Source organism: Bradyrhizobium sp. CW1, assembly GCF_023100665.1.
Classification (GTDB): Bacteria; Pseudomonadota; Alphaproteobacteria; order Rhizobiales; family Xanthobacteraceae; genus Bradyrhizobium; species Bradyrhizobium canariense_D.
Map to the genome: position 1 here is coordinate 3331549 of NZ_CP064684.1, position 17995 is coordinate 3349543.

18 protein-coding genes are annotated in these 17995 nt (G+C 61.1%); 10 read left to right on the forward strand and 8 right to left on the reverse strand.

Translation table 11 applies throughout. The features are described from left to right. Window positions 1–9 precede the first annotated feature (9 nt). The gene (locus IVB54_RS16220; RefSeq protein ID WP_085383672.1) at window positions 10–993 is read right to left on the reverse strand and encodes a DUF4424 domain-containing protein; all 984 of its coding nucleotides are present in this window, start codon (window positions 991–993) and stop codon (window positions 10–12) included. Between the two features lie 98 nt (window positions 994–1091). Beyond that, window positions 1092–1652, reverse strand: coding sequence for a hypothetical protein (locus IVB54_RS16225; RefSeq protein WP_231191009.1), 561 nt, complete (start codon window positions 1650–1652; stop codon window positions 1092–1094). Between IVB54_RS16225 and IVB54_RS16230 the strand changes: the two genes are divergently transcribed. The 3 genes from IVB54_RS16230 to IVB54_RS16240 are packed head-to-tail and all read left to right on the forward strand — an operon-like array spanning window position 1534 to window position 5763. Then, a complete protein-coding gene (locus IVB54_RS16230) occupies window positions 1534–3261 on the forward strand; it encodes a hypothetical protein (protein ID WP_247362323.1) in 1728 nt (575 codons plus the stop codon). The genes IVB54_RS16225 and IVB54_RS16230 overlap by 119 nt on opposite strands. A 57-nt stretch (window positions 3262–3318) precedes the next feature. Further along, complete coding sequence (locus IVB54_RS16235; protein ID WP_247362325.1) at window positions 3319–5097, forward strand: caspase family protein; 1779 nt, start codon at window positions 3319–3321, stop codon at window positions 5095–5097. A gap of 18 nt (window positions 5098–5115) precedes the next feature. Continuing rightward, window positions 5116–5763: a DUF4384 domain-containing protein gene (locus tag IVB54_RS16240; RefSeq protein WP_247362327.1), complete on the forward strand. Its 648-nt coding sequence runs from the start codon at window positions 5116–5118 to the stop codon at window positions 5761–5763. 18 nt (window positions 5764–5781) lie between these two features. On the opposite strand, the gene IVB54_RS16245 is transcribed toward IVB54_RS16240, so the two are convergent. Both IVB54_RS16245 and IVB54_RS16250 read right to left on the reverse strand, forming a co-directional pair. After that, complete coding sequence (locus IVB54_RS16245) at window positions 5782–6768, reverse strand: hypothetical protein (protein ID WP_247777364.1); 987 nt, start codon at window positions 6766–6768, stop codon at window positions 5782–5784. A 157-nt stretch (window positions 6769–6925) separates the two neighbouring features. After that, window positions 6926–8770, reverse strand: a complete 1845-nt coding sequence (locus tag IVB54_RS16250; RefSeq protein WP_247362339.1) for a caspase family protein — start codon at window positions 8768–8770, stop codon at window positions 6926–6928. Between the two features lie 706 nt (window positions 8771–9476). Here IVB54_RS16250 and IVB54_RS16255 point away from each other — a divergent pair. Both IVB54_RS16255 and IVB54_RS16260 read left to right on the forward strand, forming a co-directional pair. Then, window positions 9477–10037, forward strand: coding sequence for a hypothetical protein (locus IVB54_RS16255; RefSeq protein ID WP_026233406.1), 561 nt, complete (start codon window positions 9477–9479; stop codon window positions 10035–10037). Window positions 10038–10681: 644 nt separating this feature from the next. Continuing rightward, the gene (locus tag IVB54_RS16260; protein ID WP_018457614.1) at window positions 10682–11641 is read left to right on the forward strand and encodes an OmpA family protein; all 960 of its coding nucleotides are present in this window, start codon (window positions 10682–10684) and stop codon (window positions 11639–11641) included. 301 nt (window positions 11642–11942) lie between these two features. Here the strand turns inward: IVB54_RS16260 and IVB54_RS16265 are convergent, their stop codons facing one another. Continuing rightward, a complete protein-coding gene (locus IVB54_RS16265) occupies window positions 11943–12149 on the reverse strand; it encodes a hypothetical protein (RefSeq protein ID WP_018457613.1) in 207 nt (68 codons plus the stop codon). 95 nt (window positions 12150–12244) lie between these two features. After that, the gene (locus IVB54_RS16270) at window positions 12245–13108 is read right to left on the reverse strand and encodes a formate/nitrite transporter family protein (protein WP_204511540.1); all 864 of its coding nucleotides are present in this window, start codon (window positions 13106–13108) and stop codon (window positions 12245–12247) included. 195 nt (window positions 13109–13303) lie between these two features. On the opposite strand from IVB54_RS16270, the gene IVB54_RS16275 reads away from it, so the two are divergent. From IVB54_RS16275 to IVB54_RS16290, 4 genes are read left to right on the forward strand one after another with little or no spacing between them, the layout of a single operon-like run. Beyond that, entirely contained in the window at window positions 13304–13756 is a 453-nt protein-coding gene (locus tag IVB54_RS16275; RefSeq protein ID WP_085357988.1) for a DUF2231 domain-containing protein, read from the forward strand. Beyond that, window positions 13753–15087 carry a sorbosone dehydrogenase family protein gene (locus IVB54_RS16280; RefSeq protein WP_247777365.1) on the forward strand — a complete coding sequence of 445 codons (1335 nt, stop codon included), beginning with the start codon at window positions 13753–13755 and terminating at the stop codon, window positions 15085–15087. The genes IVB54_RS16275 and IVB54_RS16280 overlap by 4 nt, the downstream gene beginning before the upstream one ends. Before the next feature lie 22 nt (window positions 15088–15109). Beyond that, entirely contained in the window at window positions 15110–15313 is a 204-nt protein-coding gene (locus IVB54_RS16285; RefSeq protein WP_007611681.1) for a hypothetical protein, read from the forward strand. A gap of 36 nt (window positions 15314–15349) precedes the next feature. After that, window positions 15350–15520, forward strand: coding sequence for a hypothetical protein (locus tag IVB54_RS16290; RefSeq protein ID WP_166520788.1), 171 nt, complete (start codon window positions 15350–15352; stop codon window positions 15518–15520). A 56-nt stretch (window positions 15521–15576) separates the two neighbouring features. On the opposite strand, the gene IVB54_RS16295 is transcribed toward IVB54_RS16290, so the two are convergent. After that, complete coding sequence (locus IVB54_RS16295; RefSeq protein WP_247377497.1) at window positions 15577–15960, reverse strand: type II toxin-antitoxin system VapC family toxin; 384 nt, start codon at window positions 15958–15960, stop codon at window positions 15577–15579. Beyond that, window positions 15957–16214, reverse strand: a complete 258-nt coding sequence (locus tag IVB54_RS16300) for a type II toxin-antitoxin system prevent-host-death family antitoxin (protein WP_018457607.1) — start codon at window positions 16212–16214, stop codon at window positions 15957–15959. The genes IVB54_RS16295 and IVB54_RS16300 overlap by 4 nt, the downstream gene beginning before the upstream one ends. Window positions 16215–16562: 348 nt before the next feature. Between IVB54_RS16300 and IVB54_RS16305 the strand changes: the two genes are divergently transcribed. Beyond that, a complete protein-coding gene (locus IVB54_RS16305) occupies window positions 16563–17954 on the forward strand; it encodes an MFS transporter (RefSeq protein ID WP_247362347.1) in 1392 nt (463 codons plus the stop codon). Window positions 17955–17995: the final 41 nt, after the last annotated feature.

A 17995-nucleotide genomic window follows, 5' to 3' on the forward strand; every position in this document is an offset into this window, starting at 1 on the left:
CCGGCACGCTCAGAATGTTCCGATCACCAGGATTTTCAGGTCGGCATCCGGCTTGAAGTCGCTTGCCGTATATTCAAGCGTGTTTCCAGTAGCGGACGATGCCTTTAGCCGCCCAGGACAGAAGCTCACCAAGCGGTCGCTGCCGCCTGGGTCGATAGTCAGCTTGAATGACCGGATCGGCCCAGCCCAATTCGCGCCGGTCTTGAGCACGTACGATATGCGCCGCTCCTGGAGATTTGCGCCGTTGGTCTGGTTATTGCCCGTGCGCTTGTCGAGCTCGGCAAGGAACGTATCCTGGATGCAGTATTCTTTCCGGTAACGCGCAACTTCCTGACCGAGTGCGCTGCTGCGGCGCAGGCTCGAGCGCAGAATGGTGTCAGGACTGGAGCCGACGCTCGGCCGGTACTGGTGTTCGACCGTGACGCTGCGCACGGGCGGAAACAACTGCTGGCGCACAGCCGAGGTCTTGACGGTCCACCCCGGCGCATATTGCTGGCGACCGTTGTCGCTCATTCCGGCAGGCATCAGAAGTCCGTCGTCCACAAGCCGGGTCCGGGTCGCCGCGGGCAGGTCGGTCACCCGGATCTCGCGGCCACCAATCGGCAGCAGCGGCAACTTGAGTTCGCGGAGCAGGGCACTGACATCCCTGTTGCCAACCATGGCGCGCTGATCGACGGTCAGCGGCGCCAGGTTGCCATCGACCTTGGTCTCGAATTCGACGAAGTTGATCGGATCACTTGACGGCAATGCAACATTCTCAGCCTCCGACAGGTCGATGTCGGGCAGCGGAAAGGCAACATTAAGCGTGACCGGCTTGGCGGTGAGGTTGGCGAATTGGTAGCGAACGCTGATTCTGTCGAGCGTGATACGAAGGTTCTCGCTCTCCATGGCCACGTCATTGGTGCGTACGAACTGGAGCCCACCGATCGACAATTCCGCAGCCGAGTCGTTGGCGCGTGCCGGCCAGCCTGTCGCAACGAGCAGCGCGACCATCAGGGCCCGTATAAGGAACGACAGTCGGGCGGAGGGTCCGTTCGGCAAGCTAGTCTGTATGCGGCGTCGCAGCATTTGCCGGCTCCATCCGATGCGGGTCAATCGATCGGTTGATAAAGATCGCCCCACTCGGGCTTCCAGACCCCGTCTGGATCGCACACCACGAGCGCGAGCTTGACGTCGTTAGCCAGCCGGATCGCGCCGCGAAAAGCATCCTGAGCCGGCAATTGCGCGCTGACCTGGTCGGTGGTCAGCCGCCCTTGGCTCGCGGCGGCAGGCAGCACGATCGCTCCGGAGGCACCGTCACTGTCGCGTTTCAGGAGCAGCGTGACCGCGTCGGGCTGGACTTCGTTCACTTGCTCAAATCTATTCCGGGCCATGGTTTTCCTCGGCAAGCTGAAGAAATTTCGGACTATCACCGTCCAGTGATAGAATTGAACGCGATTGAGATTGCTCACCACTAATTGACGCGCGGCATCAACGGCATCTCGGATTAGTCGATCCGACGCGGCGATCGGTTCGGGGTACATTGAGGCGAATATGCTTCGTCCAAAACATTGGATCTGGGTCTTCATCGTTAGCGCGGGCATTTTCGGAACCAAGGCGCACGCCGACGATACTGTCGTACGCAGCTTTACCGGCGGTTCGGCTGCTTCCATGGTCGGCATAGTCCCGGCCAGCGAGGACGTGGAACTCGCGGGACCGCAAGCACTCAGCGCCGACGGGCAGGGCAACCTGTTTTTGCTCGATCAGATCAACGGTCGCATCATCCAGTTTGACCCGAAACAGCCAAACTCCGATCCCGACGTCCTCAAGATGCCGAAAGACGTCCAGCCGACCGATCTCGTCGTCCATGAGGACGACATAATGGTTTGGGACGGTGGCGTACGGACGCTGAAGGCGGCGCCGGGGCAATCCACGCGCGGACTCGGCGGTGACGTGATCCAGCTTGAGGAGGTCTCGAGCCGTGGAGCAGACGACCAGGTTGCCGTCTCCGCTTTCGCCCAGATGGGATCGCAGGCACCCGGCAGCGCGGCGGACCTGCTCGATCAGAACACCCGCGCGGCCATCATCAGGACGACCCGGCAGCCTGACCGGCAATACGTGGCTTCTCGAAGCAAGGGCTCGGTGATCGCCGACATCATTCCGGACAAGGGCAATGCCAGCGTCCGGGTCGAGATCCAGACCATGGTCACCAACGAAACCATCGGCCAACTCGGCCTGCGCGTGCGCAACCAGCTCGGCACGGTGGAGTTTCTCGAGATCGACAACAGCGACCGCTTCTACGTGCTGGCCGAGGACGTTCCGCCATCAGGAAAGAACGCCTCCACGTTCGTCGCACGCTATGCCGCGAACGGGCGTCTCGAGGGAATCTATGAGCTTCCTCTGGAAAATACGCCGCTGACCAGACGGTTCGTCACGGTGTCGGGCAGTGGCGATGTCTATTTCCTGCGAACCAAGCCGGACGGTATCGAAGTGATTGGCGTCGGGTTCCGACCTCTGACCAATGCCTCGATTATCGACGTGCGGCCGTCGCGAACGACGACGGCGCCGGCACCACAATCCGGCGTCAAATTTGACGCTTCGGCCGCCGTGAGGCCGTCCAATCGCCAGCAGGCGATCGAGACCGCGTTTGCGTTCGAGGGTATCCAGTGGAAGCTGACGCAGGCGAACTACGGCAACGATCCCGACAGCCAATGCAGCGGCTTCAGCCGTGTTCGTCGGCCGTGGTATCTGCAGGGAAAAGTGAACCAGGAGGTGCGCGGCGTACCGTATTGCTGGGGCTGCCACGGTTCGCTCGCGAACTTCCGGCAGCGGATCGAGAGCGGAACGCTGGCTGGCAATGTGTGCACCCGCAATGCGCCACGGCCCGATGTGGCGGGCGTCGACTGTTCGGCATTCGTCAGCGCCGCGTGGGGGCTCTCCGTCCACTATACGACTGCAGCTATCCCCGCGATCGCTGCGCCCGTGGCAAATCCTTGGGACCTGAGGCCCGGCGATGCGCTGAACAAGCCAGGCTCGCATGTGATGCTGTTCCTGCGGTTCACGCCTGATCGCAAGGCCGAGGTGATGGAATCCTCGACCGGTGGCTGCAACGGCCGCGTCTGTCGCAACGTCTATCCATTGGCGAGCTTGCTCGCGCGCGGCTATGTTCCGGTCCGCTTTCGAGCGTTCGCGGATGATCAGACGACGGTTTCAGCGGGCGCCTATCAGGAGCAGACTGAACAACCGCCGGCGGGCCGCAAAACGGCAGGCAAAAGGCGCTGAACCCAGTGTGTCGCCAGAGCTACAAAATGGGTAGGCATGATGTCGAGGTGGATCACGATGCGGATGCCCAGAGGACTTGACTGCGGGATCGGGCGGCTGTGCGCCACCATCGGGCTCGCCGCGTTGATCGGACTGACAATCCCGCGGGCGCATGCGGCAGGAGATTTGTCGCTCAGCAATCCAGATGGGGCGGCGGTGCGTGCGCTCGTGATCGGGATCGACGACTACCAGCACGTGCGCAAATTGAAGGGTGCGGTCGCTGACGCTACGGACATCGTGACCAGCCTTAAATCCATGGGGGTTGGCGACGTCGTCGAACTGACTAACGCGCAGGCCGACAGGGCAGGCGTCCTGCGCGAGATCAGTGCACTGGTGGAGCGGACCAAGAACAACGACCTCATCTTTCTGTCGATCGCCGGCCATGGCACCCAGGAGCCGGAGCGCGTCAAGGGCGCGGAGCCGGACGGGATGGAGAACGTGTTCCTGCTGCCAGGCTTTGAAACCACGCCAACCGGGTCCGTTGAGCGGGTTCTGGGCAGCGAGTTCAACCATTTCATACGGCAGTTCGAGCTGCGCGGAGCGAGGGTGATCTTCGTGGCTGACACCTGCCACGGTGGCGGTATGGTGCGCGACATCGATCCGCGTGCCGCTGAGATGAGCTTCCGGCAGGTCCCGCGCTACACGTTGCTGGTCGACGAACTGAAGCCGGTGTCGGACAGCAACGATCCGAAGTCTGAACTTGACCTTGACCACACGGCGTTTCTGGCCGCGGTGGACCGCTACACCAAAGCGCCGGAAGTCCGCATCCCTGGCATCGATGGCCTACGCGGGGCTCTCAGCTATGCGGTCGCGCGTGCGGTGGAAGGTAGCGCGGACATCAATCACGATGGGAAGGTGACGCTTAAGGAGCTTTTCAGCAACGTTCGGCAGGTGGTCTATCAGCTCTCGGACCAGCGCCAGAATATCGTGACTGTATCATCGCCAGCTCAGACGCCGGATACCGACGTCGCCTTCGGATTGACGCGCGGTGTCGTGCTGATTCAGGGGCCGGCCGCGAGAGCGGCCTCGGGTCAGGCCGGAGCCGGGGTGCCCGTCGATGGACAGGCGCCCGCACCGCCGGCTGTCACGGCCAAGGCTCCAACCATTCCGACCCTTGCGGGCGCGGCCAAGGAACTTCCGATCGCCGGCGCGCCGGGGCCTCTACGCCTCGTTGCACCAATCCGGCTGGCGGCGCTGGACGGCAAGACTAGCTATTTTGTAAGCGTGAAGCCAAAAGATGTTTCCGTGCAGGCTGTTCAACCGACGGACAATCCCGACCTGATATGGGATCCTGTGTCGCACGACGTGATCGCTTGGGGTGATGTGGTCGCCTACGGGATGGACGTTGCCAGCCTGCCGACGGTGATTGATAGGACTGCGGCAATTCGTGAACTCAAGCGCATTGCGACACGGTCGCCGCAGGTGATGCGTATTTGGCCAGACGATCGCCAACAACGTGCTGGCCAGACCATCGAAGTTGACCTATCTGATGTGGCATCAAGGGCGGTGCTGCTGTTCAATGTGTCCGGCGACGGCACCATCCAATTGTTGTATCCGGTGGGTGCTGATGCGGCGTTGGCCAGATCGGCGAGTTTGCGCCTACCGCTCAGGGTCGGCGAGCCGTTCGGTGCGGAACAGATCGTTGCGGTGACTTCGCAGCAACGCATGGTCGAGCTTGAGACAGCCCTAGTACAGTTCAACCGGCGTCGCGCCTCGGGGCAGGTGATCAAGAGTCTCGAGCGTTACTTGCCCGCGGACGCGCGAATCGCCTCGATCGGCTTCTTCAGTGCTCCCTGACTCTTAGGGGAGCACGCCATGCCGTCATCGCAGTCGATCCGCCGCCAGCGAGCATGGTTCGCATTCCTGCTGCTACAGGCGGGCAGCGGACCTGCGTCCGCAGCACCGTTGCCGACGGGGGCGTTGCATATCGGCACGACGTACGTACCTTGGCTTTGGCCCGCACAAGCGGTGCGCAGGCAGACCAATACCGCGAGTGTGTCCCTTCAGATCCTGCCGAGTCAGACCGTCAACGTCGGCGCCAAGGTCTCGTTCGGCGTCACCGCCAGGAGGCCTGGATATCTCATTCTGGTTGACGTCGACTCGGAAGGGCGGATGTCCCAGATCTTTCCGACCCCCGAGCTATTGGCGCAGTCGAACGAACGCGACATTAATCTCGTCAAGCCGGGTGTCGAATTTGTCGTCCCTGCTCCGGCGGCGCGGCAGCGTGGTTTTGAATATGTCGTCGCACCGCCGACGGGGTCCGCAGTGATGATCGCCATCCTGAGCGAGCTGCGCGTGCAATTGCTCGATTTGCCGGACATGCCTCGCAAGCTGGAAGGTCAGGCGGACGCGTTGAGCTATCTATCGGCCTGGACCAGTGAGCTGCGCGTGCCGGACAACAGCAGCGGAAAGCTTGTGACGAACAATTGGTCGTTCGACGTCAAATCCTATTCCATCAAGTGAGTCCTGTGAGGCTTGGGGCTATAGCTTGCTCAGTCGGCTGAAGAAGCCACCGCGGGCGATCATGTAATGAATGTCCTTTGGAAAGGGAAAAGCACTGCGAATGTTGGAAATCGCGTGCTGGAGGAATTCCCCGTCCAGCGGCGCAGGCTTATGCCGCGGTTGGTCCGCGACCTGCGGTATCATGAAGCGATCCACGAAAGCCGCGTCAAGATCGTTGACCCTGACCATCTGTCCAAATGCCGGGAACAGGTCGTAATGACCCAAGCTTACGTTGATATTCTTGAGGGCAGGGCGCTGAGGCTGGGTTTGATTGCCATCGGCCGTCGCCAGCCCGCGCCCGATCAGGTCCAGCTTCACCGATTGCGGGAGAGTTGACGGACCATACACGATCTCGAGGGCGTGGCCGCTCTGCCCAGATAGCCACTGGTACCAAAAGGTCGCATCGTCGGGCCGCGCATTGGCACCGTAAAGGCAATCAAATCCCCAACAAGCCGTCAGCTTCCCCTGATACTTTCCGAGGCTCCCGACGAGATTGCGCATGCCGTTACCACCGCCGGAGTGGCATGCGATGATGAGCTTGCCGATCTGGAGCTGAGGAATGGACGTCGAGGAGATACCCAGGAACCTGGCCAGAGCTCCAAGGATCTCCTCGAGATAGCGTTCACCCCAGTTCGCGGTGGCCAGGTCGGACACGCTGTAGTTTCCGGCAAAGGTGTTGCCCACAGCATATTCGTAGCCCAGGAAGGGCGCGATGAGCACCACGTCCTTGCCGGAATCCCGGACCTGTTCGCGCAGCAGCGCTGGATCGTTGTGGAAAAGGAATTCATGGTTTTTGACGTAGAAGCCGTGAAGCCAGATCACGACATCGAACTTGGTGGCGGCTGTTGGGTGCTTTGGCGGAAGATAAACCGCCGTTGGTTTCATGCCGGGCGCCTGCCGCTTCGTGAAGAGCGTCACCCCAGGAAAGGCGTTGGCGTCCTTTTGCTCAAGCTCACACGCAACCACGCAGGTCGCTCCGATTCGGCCACATCAGGCTTGGGACTCTGACGTTAGCTCGGCCACTTGCCATGCTTGCGATCCTAAATCCACCGGGCCTGATGGCTCCGACGCGCCGTGACAACTCGGCGCCGTGCCAGCGCGCAGTTGTGTAGGAGCGGTGAGGCTAATGGCATACCTCGACATTGGCCTCGTTGCCTGGCCCGCCACCGCCGCGATATTCGAGATGGCAGCCGCGCTGGACCGGACGGCAGCTGCTGGCGTTGCATATGATCTGAGGACTGGCCGTCGCATGGCCCACCGCAGCGCCATAGCCGCCTGCGCTCGCCTGCGCCCGCTGACGCAATGGCCGATCCTGCCGCTGACTGTCATTGCTCTTGGCGGCATTGACGGGCCTGGCGCGCTGTTTCTCGCATTCATTGTCGTCGTTGAGGAACGAGCCCCTTGCACAGGAGATTCTGCTGCAGTGGTCGCCGGCAGCCTTGTAGCCATGATCACAGATCAGGGGACAGACGCGGGACGGCTTGAGCTTGATTGCGTCAAGCGCGTCGAGACTTGCGAGCTTGGCGTCAAATTTGGTTCCCGCGTGCTGGTTGAAGAGAGCCAAGGAGCGCTGGGAGGCTGCATTCCATTGGCCATCTACGCTACCGGTGAAGCAGCCGACGCGGTTCAATTCGCTTTGTACGGATTTGGTGATATCGGCTTTTGCGATATCGGTCTGGCGCGGCTCGGCGCTGAGTGCGGCAAGCTTTGGCGGCGTATTGTCGTCAGCCAGCGCAGCGACTGTAGGATTGTCCGCGAAGGCACTCCCAACAGCCGGCTTATTCCCGGAGAGAGCCGCAACGATTGTAGATTCGGACGCAATTCGTTTCCGTTCTGCCTCGGTGGCCTGCTCCTGCGCGGCCTGCTTCGCCTTCTCGGCGGCAATTCGGGCGTCTTCCGCAGCCTTCAGATCCGCGGCCGCCTTCTCTTGGTCGGCACGCTGGGCGCCCTGCGACATCAGCCGAGTTTTCTGCTGTTCCGCCTGCTGCGCCTTCGCTGTTGCCGCGACGCGTGCGTCCTCAGCATCGAGCTGATTAAGCTGCAGCTTGGCAAGATTTGCGTAGTATCCGTCCGGATGCTGGTTCAGGAACGCGTCCAGAGCGGGCTTGTTGCGTAGTTGCAAGGCCAATTCGTAATCACGACGAATTTCTGCCTGGGGGTTGGCTGCTTGCACCGGCTCATCAGCCTTGGCAGCGGGAACAAGTGCAACGTCTTCGCCGCCCAGCGAGCCGTAGACATAGGGCTCCTGTCGGTTGCCGGTGGCTTGCAAGACATCATCGCGGACGAAGCCGAAGGCCCTACGCAAGTCGAGCCCCGGCTTTGCGATGTACTTTACGAGAGCCGTCGCATACGGACTATTCTTGCTGTTGCCATCGAGGGCGGTTAGTCCGGCTTTCGCGGCAAACGCGATCAGCGTGTTGGAGACGGCGGGTTCGACCCTGGCCAGCCCGCGGCTGATTGATCGAGAGGCAACTGTACGCTTCATCGAATCGGCAAACGGATTGTTGCGGCACGCGTCGACGATCACCACGCGCAACTGTCTCGCAGGCTCGATTGCCAGCAGGACGCGGTCGAGTGAGAATGCTTCGTCATAAATATCAGTGTCACGTTCGAGTCTGGCGTCGGTCGGGATCAGATAGTTTGTCCCGTCGATCTCGATGCCGTGGCCAGCATAGTACACCAGGGCTATGTCCGCATTGCGCGCCTGATCGGCGAATTCTCTCAGGGCCCGCCGCATATCGGTCGCGGCGAGGTTGAGCCTTGAGTCAACCACATCGAAACCTGCGCCCTTCAAGGTTTCAGTGATGGCGGCAGCGTCGTTGGCCGGGTTTGGGAGCAGAGGGGCATTCTGATAGTTGGCATTGCCAACCACCAAAGCCACGCGCTTTGTCGCCCAGGCTGGCTGGGCTGCCAGTAACAGCGAAGCGGCAAGAAGAAGCAAAACTCGAAGGTGCCTGTATAACCTCATGGCGAACACCCAACCTATGCTCATCGAATGATAACGTCGCGAAGATGGCCGCGTAAGGCATGATTACTGAATTCACACGCCACTGGCCGCTGGCCTATCTCCGTACAGTACCAGTTTCGAGCCCGATCCATTCCTATGTGTTGTCTGGCACTGCGCTCGCGTTCAAACGGCACGGAAGAAATCGCGGGCCGGCGCTGTGTGCCGTTTCATGAGGATGATGGGCACCCGCCAGTATCGATGTCTCGCGCTGGCGAATTAAGCTTTTGAAATTATAGGATTATTGCACTTAAGGCGTGTTCGCGGCAGTGCAGCAGAGCCTCTGGCTTAGTTCAAACGAAGATTCCGCGGTCGGCAGATCGAGGGGACGTGAAGTCTAGGACGCCGGCTTGCGGGTCAATCTCTCGGTTACAGCTTGCGCGGAGGTCAGGAGCCCGTCAGTTCGGCTTTCCATGGTCCCCGGTGCTCGATCTTCAGGTTCCTGCCGGACGCTCGCCCCGGCAACTGCTCCTTCGCAACGAGGGAACCAGTCTCCGAGTCGCGAAGGCGGGCCTTGGTCGACCAGTCGATCGCGTCGGTGGCCGCTGCCGGAAGTCGTCAGTGCGCAAGTCGCCAGCCGACTTAATCAGAAAGCCCTGAATATAAGCCGCTCTATTTCGAACGATAGCGTACGGAGATACAATCGCAATTCCGAACTTTGGAGAAGTTGATGCCCATTCCGTTGAGGATTTACATCACGCCATTTGCCGATAGGGGGAGCGTTGAGCCCGGGCAATGGAGCAGCGAGACAGCCAAGAAGGCGCTCGACGTGGTCAATACGATCTGGTCAAAGGCCAAGATCGCGTTCGTGATCAGCGATTGCTTGATGGAGAAGCCGCTCGACATGGCAAAGAGCGCGCGCAGCAATGACCAGCGATTGCTGGGTGTTCTTGCCTCTCGGCACGATCCGGACAATGCCGTCCACATCTACCTCGTCAATTCGATTGAAAATCTGGCCGCCGGTGGAAGCTCATACCCCAATAGCCAACCGGAGCCGGCAAGCTTCGTCCAATGGTATGGCAATGACCACGCCAATGGACGCGCCTGGGCTCACGAGCTCGGCCATCTAATGAGCCTCGATCACGTCGAGATCGACTATTCCAATGAGAAGCAGGCGGCGCGGCGTGTCAAGAACCTCATGACGATAGGATTGAGCGTCGGTTCTGACCTGACGGGCCAGCAGATTGATGCAGCCAAGGGTTCAAAGCTGGTCAAGCGATTTGGTGGATAAGTCCGTGGCCGGCCGCAGAATTTGTCAGCTCCGTCGTTCTGCACGTTGCGCGCCTTCGTTCCTATTCGCGAGATCCTCGTCGCTCCAATCCAGGCGTTCGGCGCAAGAGTCCATGATTGCGATCACGCTGGTAACCACTTCTCCCGCTTTGGGAAAAGCCATCCGCAATTAATATGCAAATGACCCCAACGATGAGATCACCAACGACCATGTCAAGTGCTTCCGGGATATTGCAGCTGCGCTAGACGACGCTTACCGTTTCGCTCTATTTTTGATGGGCGATCAGGCAGACGCAGAACAAGCCGGCAAACGTACTATCCAGATGCACTGCCGATTTAACGTGGTTGGGTAGCGGCCCTCCAAGTCTAGGGCGATCGCGCAAAGTCGTCGTGCTGTACGAATTCCAGGGCCCGTCCTATCGCGACTCTCTTATATCGTAGCTGCTCCGATCGCGACAGTGATGTCGCGTATTGCACAAGCGCATACTCCTTCGGTGCCAGATCGAAATGGGAGCAAGGTCACAACCTTCGTTGCAGCTGTCGATTTGAACTTCTCTTTTCCTGCCTGCACTAAAACAAGGTGGTCCTGCGGCCGTCCGGACGATCACCGACGAGTTCCTATTTGTCGATTGCAGGTCGAAGAGAATGTTCCACAAAACCGGTCCGGGCAAGGTTGACGTCGATCTGGATTTTTCGGGAGTGGGGGTTTTGCACGCGCGGCTTTGGAATTTCGATTTCGATGACTTTGCCGGCTACCAGTTTCGGGGCTTGAAGACAGAGCACTTCGAATTTCTGAAGAACAAGGTGGTTCCCCTGGTGGAGCACGACGCTGGTCAGATCTGGATGACGGGATCCGCGAGCCGGATCGGTACGGCTGATTGGAATATGACGACATCAGCCAACCGCGTCATTACGGTCGCGCGGTCTCTGTCAGAGATGGGCATCCGCCCGGAGCAAATGCAGACGCACGCCATCGGCAATACGCAGACGGCAAATCACAGGCTGGACGAAGACAACGATAGATCAGTGGTCCTTTGGGTTCTGCCTAAGGTCTATTTCGAACCGATCATAAAGCCAGACTTGCCGCGACCCGTTCCGCCGAAGCCAAAGGTCAGTCGAAATTTCAAGATAGCCATGCTGCTTGAGGTCGACGGTTCGATCTCGTTTGCAGCGAGAGCGGCCATCAAGCGCATCGTCAAGGGCAGGGCCGGAGCCGGGATTGCGTTTGCCAGCGCGTTGTTCTCCATATGGGACACGGAAAACAATTTGAAGTGCACCTACGTCTATGCGGCGGTCGGCCTAGGCTTCGGCTTGACCCTTCCGAAGACCGGCGGCAGATCGGGTACTCTGCATGGCCCCTGGAATTCGTTTACGACCGAAAAGCCCATCTCCTGTTCGCAGTTCGGCAAGTCAATGCGCTTTACGACTATCGGGATAGGGGACTTAAGCAAGAACTGGATCTTGCTCGAAACGCCCAGAGGAGTGAAGGACGTCTACTTGAGCATCAGCACGGGCACGACCATCGGCGGCGGCGCGTCGACCTACCCAGCCCATTTGAGCGCTTTCGTCCCGCTGGAGCGACCGAAGCCGTTTGGCGGGCCTTGAGTGAATCGGCTCATCATAACCTTTAGCCGGCGTCGGCGAGGGGAGCTCCGGGTTGACCCGCCGTAGTGATCTCAATGGGTCAAAAAACGCCGAAAATGTCAGAATAGCCTTTGAAGACACTACAGTATTTCGAGACTTCCAAGCTGAATACGAGGGTTCGATTCCCTTCACCCGCTCCATCCCAACAATTGATGCATCTTGATTGACCGACTTTGACCGTCAAGTCGGTCCCGGTGACGGCTGGAGCTTGGAGCGGGCGGCCTTGCGATAACCGGGTGCGTTTCGGGTCGGCAGAGCGGCTCTATTCCTGTTTGCTGTCCTTCTCCTCGCGCTGCTTCCGGGCACGATCGACTGCGCCGCCCTGGGGCTGCCCGCTGACCTTCACGCCGGGGAGATGATCGACCTTGTTGTTGGCGGTATCTTCGGCACGCTGCAATTCACGATCGATGATGTCGCGTGATCCTTCGGCCGGGTCCTTGTCGAATGGGCTCTTGGTATCGGTGCTCATGATTGATCCTGCTCGTCGGCGCGCGTTGATTTGCCGAGGCAAGCTCGGCTCGGGCCCATCGTTCCTGTCGAGGCGGCAGCTTTTGTGCAGGCTCTTTACTCCCTGTGGTCGCGGATTTCGGGGGCGACCTGTCCGTAGTTCAGCAGGGCCACGAGGGTCGTTCCGCCCAGAATATTGCCGAGGAGTGTCGGTACGAAGAAGTCCGAGGCATATTGCGAGAGCGACGCCAGGCCGCTCTGCACCAGGAAGGCGCACTCGACCGAGCCCGCGATGATGTGCGCGAACTGGCCGAGCGCGACCACATAGGTCATCACGACGACGAGGTGCGGGCGCGATCCCTTCACGGCAGGCAGTAGCCACGCCATCAAGGCGATCAGCCAGCCGGCAAAGATCGCCCGGACAAGGGTCGTCGCGAACGTACCCTCGATGGTGTGGCGGCTGAGATCGACGAAGGCGCCCACGATGCGGGGTTCGAAGATGCTGGTGTGCGCGAGCACGGATCCAACGGCCCAGGTTCCTGCGATGTTGGAGGCGAGGACCAGGCCCCAAAGCTTGATCACGCTCCCAAGCGTGCCGAGATCCCTGTTGTGCAACAGCGGCAGCATCGGCGTCAGGGTGTTCTCGGTGAAGAGCTGCTGCCGTCCCAGCACCACGACCAGGAAACCGACCGTGTAGCCGAGCGGAGCCACCAGCCGTCGGGTGGCCTCGTCGGAAATCAGCGCGTGAAACTCGCCCTGGACAATCAGGGACAATCCCATCGAAAGGCCGGCGGCGAGGCCGGACAGCACGATGGCCCACCATCGCCGTTCCAGTTCCTGCTCACCCTCGGCGCGGATTGTCTCATGGATCAGCGCTGCGCTAGGCCGGCTCTGGGATTCGATCTGTTTCGTCTGGCGCCGCGAGACGCCGTCGAGCTTTGAGGCTGGATTGAAGGAGGCGCCGTCGCCAGGCTGGTCCACTCCGCGGTCTCCTGAAGGGCAGGTTCATCTCAATGCCGGGATCAAGGCTCGGAGCGGCAAGGGGTTCCTGGTAAGTGCTCGCACGCCGCAGCATTGTTGAGGCACAGCGGCGGCGCCGTGGTCGACCATCAGGAACCTTCGTGGAAAGCGGGTGTTTTCTACCGGGGCGGGTGGCGATCTGACAAGAGGCCAACCGTGCAAGACAATTTGCGTGTGCGCTCAACCGCGCAGATCGCGGGCCATCCGATTCATCCGATGCTGGTGCCGATACCGATCGCTTGTTTCATCGGAGCGCTGTTGACCGATATCGCCTATGTCGTCAGTGCCGAGATCATGTGGGCGGATTTTTCCGCCTGGCTTCTGGTCGTCGGCGTCATCTTCGGCGTACTGGCGGCGATCGCGGGCCTGACCGATTTTCTCGGCAACCGTCTGGTGCGGGCGCAACCGCCGGCCTGGCCGCATCTGATCGGCAACGCGGTGGCGTTGGTCCTGGCGATCGTCAATGCGTTGATCCATACGCGCGATGCCTGGACCTCGGTGTGGCCGACCGGGCTCATTCTTTCAGCCATCACCGTATTGATCCTGCCGGTCACCGGCTGGCTCGGCTGGGCGATGGTGTATCGCCACGGTGTAGGAGTTGCGCGATGAACTCCGCAATCGTTTGGGTGCTGTTGTGTGCCTCGCTGCTGTGTCTCGCCGGCTGCAATGACGGCAGTGGCGATCCGAAGGCGCAAACCGGCGCCAACCCGACGCTGCCCGACATCCAGCAATACCTGCTGCCGCCGATGCACATCGCCCGTATCGTCGGCTGGAAAAAGGACGAGACCCCGGCCGTCGCGCAGGGCTTGCAGGCCAAGGCCTTCGCGACCGGCTTGCAGCACCCCCGATTCCTCTACGTGCTGCCCAACGGCGACGTGCTGGTGGTGGAATCCAAGGCGCCGAAGGGCGCTCCGATCAAGCGGCCCAAGGAAATCGTGATGGGATACATCGAGTCCTGGGCGACATCAGGCGGCGACACCGGCGCGAGCAACCGCATCACGCTGCTGCGCGACAGCAACGGCGACGGCGTGCCGGACGTGCAGAGCGTCTTCCTCGACCATCTCAACTCGCCGTTCGGCGTCGCGCTGGTCGGCAACGATCTCTATGTCGCCAACACCGATGCGATCGTCAGATATCCCTACACGGAGGGTGATACGAAGATCACCGCGCCGGGCACGGTGCTGACGCCGCTGCCGGGCGGACCAATCGATCATCACTGGACCAAGAGCCTGGTCGCGAGCCCCGACGGTTCAAAGCTCTATGCCGGCGTCGGCTCCAACAGCAACATCACCGAGAACGGCATGGAGGCCGAGCACAATCGCGCCGCGATCCTCGAGATCGACCGTGCCAGCGGCCGCTGGCGCATCTTCGCGAGCGGCTTGCGCAACCCGAACGGCCTCAGCTTCGAGCCGCAGACCGGGACGCTGTGGACGGTGGTGAACGAGCGCGACGAACTCGGTCCCGATCTCGTGCCGGACTACATGACGTCGGTGAGGGACGGCGGCTTCTATGGCTGGCCCTACAGCTATTACGGCCAGCACGTCGATCCTCGCGTCAAGCCGGAGCGTCCTGATCTCGTCGCCAAGGCGATCGTGCCTGACTATGCGCTGAGCTCGCATGTCGCGCCGCTCGGCATGGCCTTCAACACGAGCGCGAGTTTGCCGGCGGCCTATCGCGGCGGCGCCTTCGTCGGCGAGCACGGCAGTTGGAACAGGCAGGTCTTGAACGGCTACAAGGTGGTGTTCGTGCCATTCACGGATGGCAGGCCGAGCGGTCCGCCGCAGGACGTCGTCACCGGCTTCCTCAACAGCGACAACCAGGCGCGCGGGCGGCCCGTCGGCGTCGCCATCGACAAGACCGGCGCGCTGCTGGTCGCCGATGACAGCGGCAACACGGTGTGGCGCGTGACGGCGGCGCACCCGCAGCTCACGCAGCGATAGATAGATCTCGAGGAGTTACACCATGGGCCTTGCTCAATACACGATCGTGCCGGTGCAGGACGAATGGGGCGTGCTGCATGACGGCGACGTCAAGAACAGATACTCCACCAAGGAAGCGGCCTTCGAATCGGCGGTGGCTGCCGCCTCGCTGGCGCTTCGCGAGGGACACGAAGTCCATGTCAGCGTGCCCGGCCGGGAAGCCGGCGAGAACGCGCTGGGAATTTGATGGGACACTCCGAGCAGAACACTTCAGGAGGCTGCGATGACCAAGCCCCGTGAACCGAACGGCATTGAACCCTCCCGCTCTGAAGACGACATTCAGCGAGACCAGCTCGGGCCGCGCGGCGTGCCGGGTGCGCCGGATCCGGCCAAGATGACACCCCAACGCGACAAGAAAACGCCGAAGCACGTCGATCCCGGTCACACGGCCTGACGGCTGCCCCGCGCGGCTTTTCTGTTCGGCCGGTAAGTCGGCGCCCGGCCGTCGACTTACGCCGCCGCAACGATATCCGTCTTGGCAAAGTCGTCGCCGACATAAAGAAGTGCGCAGCCATGCTCCTTGGCGACATCGTAGGCGAAGCAGTCACCAAAGTTGAGACCGGCAGGACGAATGCCTTTGCCCCAACGCGAGTAGATTTGCGCCACGCGTTCGGCCGAAGCTAGGGTCACCGAGATCACGTTCAAACCGAGATCGTTAATCAGCTTGTTCATCTCTTCGTCGACGCCCCGCCGTGCCGCGACGATCAGGCTTTCTGCAACGGAGGCCGCCGAGATCAGGATTTCGTCGGCGGTGTCCAGCGCGGTGATGCAAGCATCGGCTTGGGGTTCGTCGAGCACGATCGCCATCAGCGCGGAGGTATCGACTGCGATCATTCCGGCAGTCCATCATCGCCGAAAAGAAAGTCCTGACTGCGCGCGGCGCTCGGTCCGGGAATAGCTTTCGCCCCGCCGGTCCTTCGCGCCGCCTCAAGCGCGGTCCGGCGGGTGGCGCGGTCCGGCGAAAGCTTGACCGGGACGAGCCGTACCGCGGGATGCCCATGTCGCGTCAGGATCACCTCGTCGCCGGCCTCTGCGCGGCGGACAAGATCGGTCAATTGTCCTTTTGCGTCGGTAACGGAGACCCGCATCTCATTGTCCTTCCTCAGTTTTCATAAAATGGACCATGCAATGGTCCAATGTCAACCACCTCCCACCCCACCATCGCCGGACGCGATCTCGCGGTTGATCTCGGCATGAGCCTGCCGGCGGTGTTCGCCGGAACGTGGGCTCTCCGTACAAAATAACATCATGTTAGGTTTGTCGAATAACTGGGTAATTGTGTTAGCCCGGCGAAAGCTTATCGTCGCCACCAAGCAGACACCCATCGGCAATGACAAGCGCTCGCGAAACTCCGCAGAGCGGCCGGAGAGTGCTGCCCAATTTTGAGCGAAGCCCGTCAACGGGACGTCAGCAAAACCCAAGGGAGGAATCTTGAGATGACCGCGATCCATCAGATGAGTCAGTCCAGGAAAGCCGCTGCCAGCGGCTGGATCGGGTCGGCTCTCGAATATTATGACTTCTTCATCTACGCGACCGCCGCGTCACTGATTTTCCCGCAAATCTTCTTCCCGTCGGAGAATCCCACCGTCGCGATCGTCGCCTCGTTGGCGACCTATGGCGTCGGGTATGTGGCCCGGCCGATTGGCGCGTTCGTCCTCGGGCACTGGGGCGACACCCATGGCCGCAAGACGGTTCTCATCGTCTGCATGTTCCTGATGGGCATCTCGACGATGGCCGTGGGTATCCTGCCGACCTACCAGCAGGTTGGCATCCTGGCGCCAATTCTGCTCGTCATTCTGCGCCTCGTGCAGGGATTTGCCGTTGCCGGCGAAATCTCGGGCGCAAGCTCGATGATCCTGGAGCACGCGCCGTTCGGCCGACGGGGCTTCTATGCCAGCTTCGCCCTTCAGGGGGTGCAGGCCGGACAGATCCTCGCCGCAGCAATCTTCCTGCCGTTGGCGGCCTATATGCCGACCGACGCCTTCAACAGCTGGGGCTGGCGGATTCCCTTCCTGCTCAGCTTCTTCGTCATCGTCGCGGGCTACATCATTCGTCGCGAAGTCGACGAGACCCCTGCTTTTGCCCGCGAGGGCGAACGGGGAGAAACGCCGCGCGCGCCCATCGTCCAGGCCATCAAGCTGAGCTGGCGCGACATGCTCAGGGTCATCTGCATGGCGCTGATGAATGTCATTCCTGTCGTTGCGACCATCTTCGGCGCGGCCTATGCGGTGCAGCCGGCCTACGGGATCGGTTTTGCCAAGGACGTCTATCTCTGGATCCCCGTGCTCGGAAACATGCTGGCCGTGTTCGTCATTCCCTTCGTCGGCAATCTCTCCGACAAGGTCGGCCGCAAGCCCCCGATCATCGTCGGCGCGCTTCTCTCCGGCTTGCTCGCCTTTTGCTATCTCTATGCCATCAGCATCAGGAATGTGCCGCTGGCAATATTGGTGTCGCTCTTGATGTGGGGCGTCGTCTATCAGGGCTACAACGCGATCTTCCCGAGCTTTTACCCGGAGCTGTTTCCGACCCGCACCCGCGTCTCGGCGATGGCGATATCGCAGAACATCGGAACCACCATCACCGCATTGCTGCCCGCCCTGTTTGCGACCGTCGCGCCTCCCGGCTCGACCAACATTCCGTTGACGGTGGGGGCGATTGCCTTCGCTATCACGGTCATCGCCGCGCTGGCCGCCCTGACCGCGCGGGAAACCTATCGGATCAGGATCGACGATCTCGGCAATCCCAATGCCGTTCCAATGCTGCGGGCAGATTATGACCGTCAGCGCGCCGGCGATGCGGTGAGCGGGGCTGCCACGGTTCGGACCTGACGGGTATGGTAGAGGCAACTGCCGCCGCGATCGATGATGTT

What these genes read in the sequence shown, in the direction of transcription:
- IVB54_RS16220 (WP_085383672.1), bottom strand. Translation starts at nt 993, where the DNA reads ATGGTCGCGCTGCTCGTTGCGACAGGCTGGCCGGCACGCGCCAACGAC.
- IVB54_RS16230 (WP_247362323.1), top strand. Translation starts at nt 1,534, where the DNA reads ATGCTTCGTCCAAAACATTGGATCTGGGTCTTCATCGTTAGCGCGGGC.
- IVB54_RS16225 (WP_231191009.1), bottom strand. Translation starts at nt 1,652, where the DNA reads ATGGAAGCAGCCGAACCGCCGGTAAAGCTGCGTACGACAGTATCGTCG.
- IVB54_RS16235 (WP_247362325.1), top strand. Translation starts at nt 3,319, where the DNA reads ATGCGGATGCCCAGAGGACTTGACTGCGGGATCGGGCGGCTGTGCGCC.
- IVB54_RS16240 (WP_247362327.1), top strand. Translation starts at nt 5,116, where the DNA reads ATGCCGTCATCGCAGTCGATCCGCCGCCAGCGAGCATGGTTCGCATTC.
- IVB54_RS16250 (WP_247362339.1), bottom strand. Translation starts at nt 8,770, where the DNA reads ATGAGGTTATACAGGCACCTTCGAGTTTTGCTTCTTCTTGCCGCTTCG.
- IVB54_RS16255 (WP_026233406.1), top strand. Translation starts at nt 9,477, where the DNA reads ATGCCCATTCCGTTGAGGATTTACATCACGCCATTTGCCGATAGGGGG.
- IVB54_RS16260 (WP_018457614.1), top strand. Translation starts at nt 10,682, where the DNA reads ATGTTCCACAAAACCGGTCCGGGCAAGGTTGACGTCGATCTGGATTTT.
- IVB54_RS16265 (WP_018457613.1), bottom strand. Translation starts at nt 12,149, where the DNA reads ATGAGCACCGATACCAAGAGCCCATTCGACAAGGACCCGGCCGAAGGA.
- IVB54_RS16280 (WP_247777365.1), top strand. Translation starts at nt 13,753, where the DNA reads ATGAACTCCGCAATCGTTTGGGTGCTGTTGTGTGCCTCGCTGCTGTGT.
- IVB54_RS16285 (WP_007611681.1), top strand. Translation starts at nt 15,110, where the DNA reads ATGGGCCTTGCTCAATACACGATCGTGCCGGTGCAGGACGAATGGGGC.
- IVB54_RS16290 (WP_166520788.1), top strand. Translation starts at nt 15,350, where the DNA reads ATGACCAAGCCCCGTGAACCGAACGGCATTGAACCCTCCCGCTCTGAA.
- IVB54_RS16295 (WP_247377497.1), bottom strand. Translation starts at nt 15,960, where the DNA reads ATGATCGCAGTCGATACCTCCGCGCTGATGGCGATCGTGCTCGACGAA.
- IVB54_RS16300 (WP_018457607.1), bottom strand. Translation starts at nt 16,214, where the DNA reads ATGCGGGTCTCCGTTACCGACGCAAAAGGACAATTGACCGATCTTGTC.
- IVB54_RS16305 (WP_247362347.1), top strand. Translation starts at nt 16,563, where the DNA reads ATGACCGCGATCCATCAGATGAGTCAGTCCAGGAAAGCCGCTGCCAGC.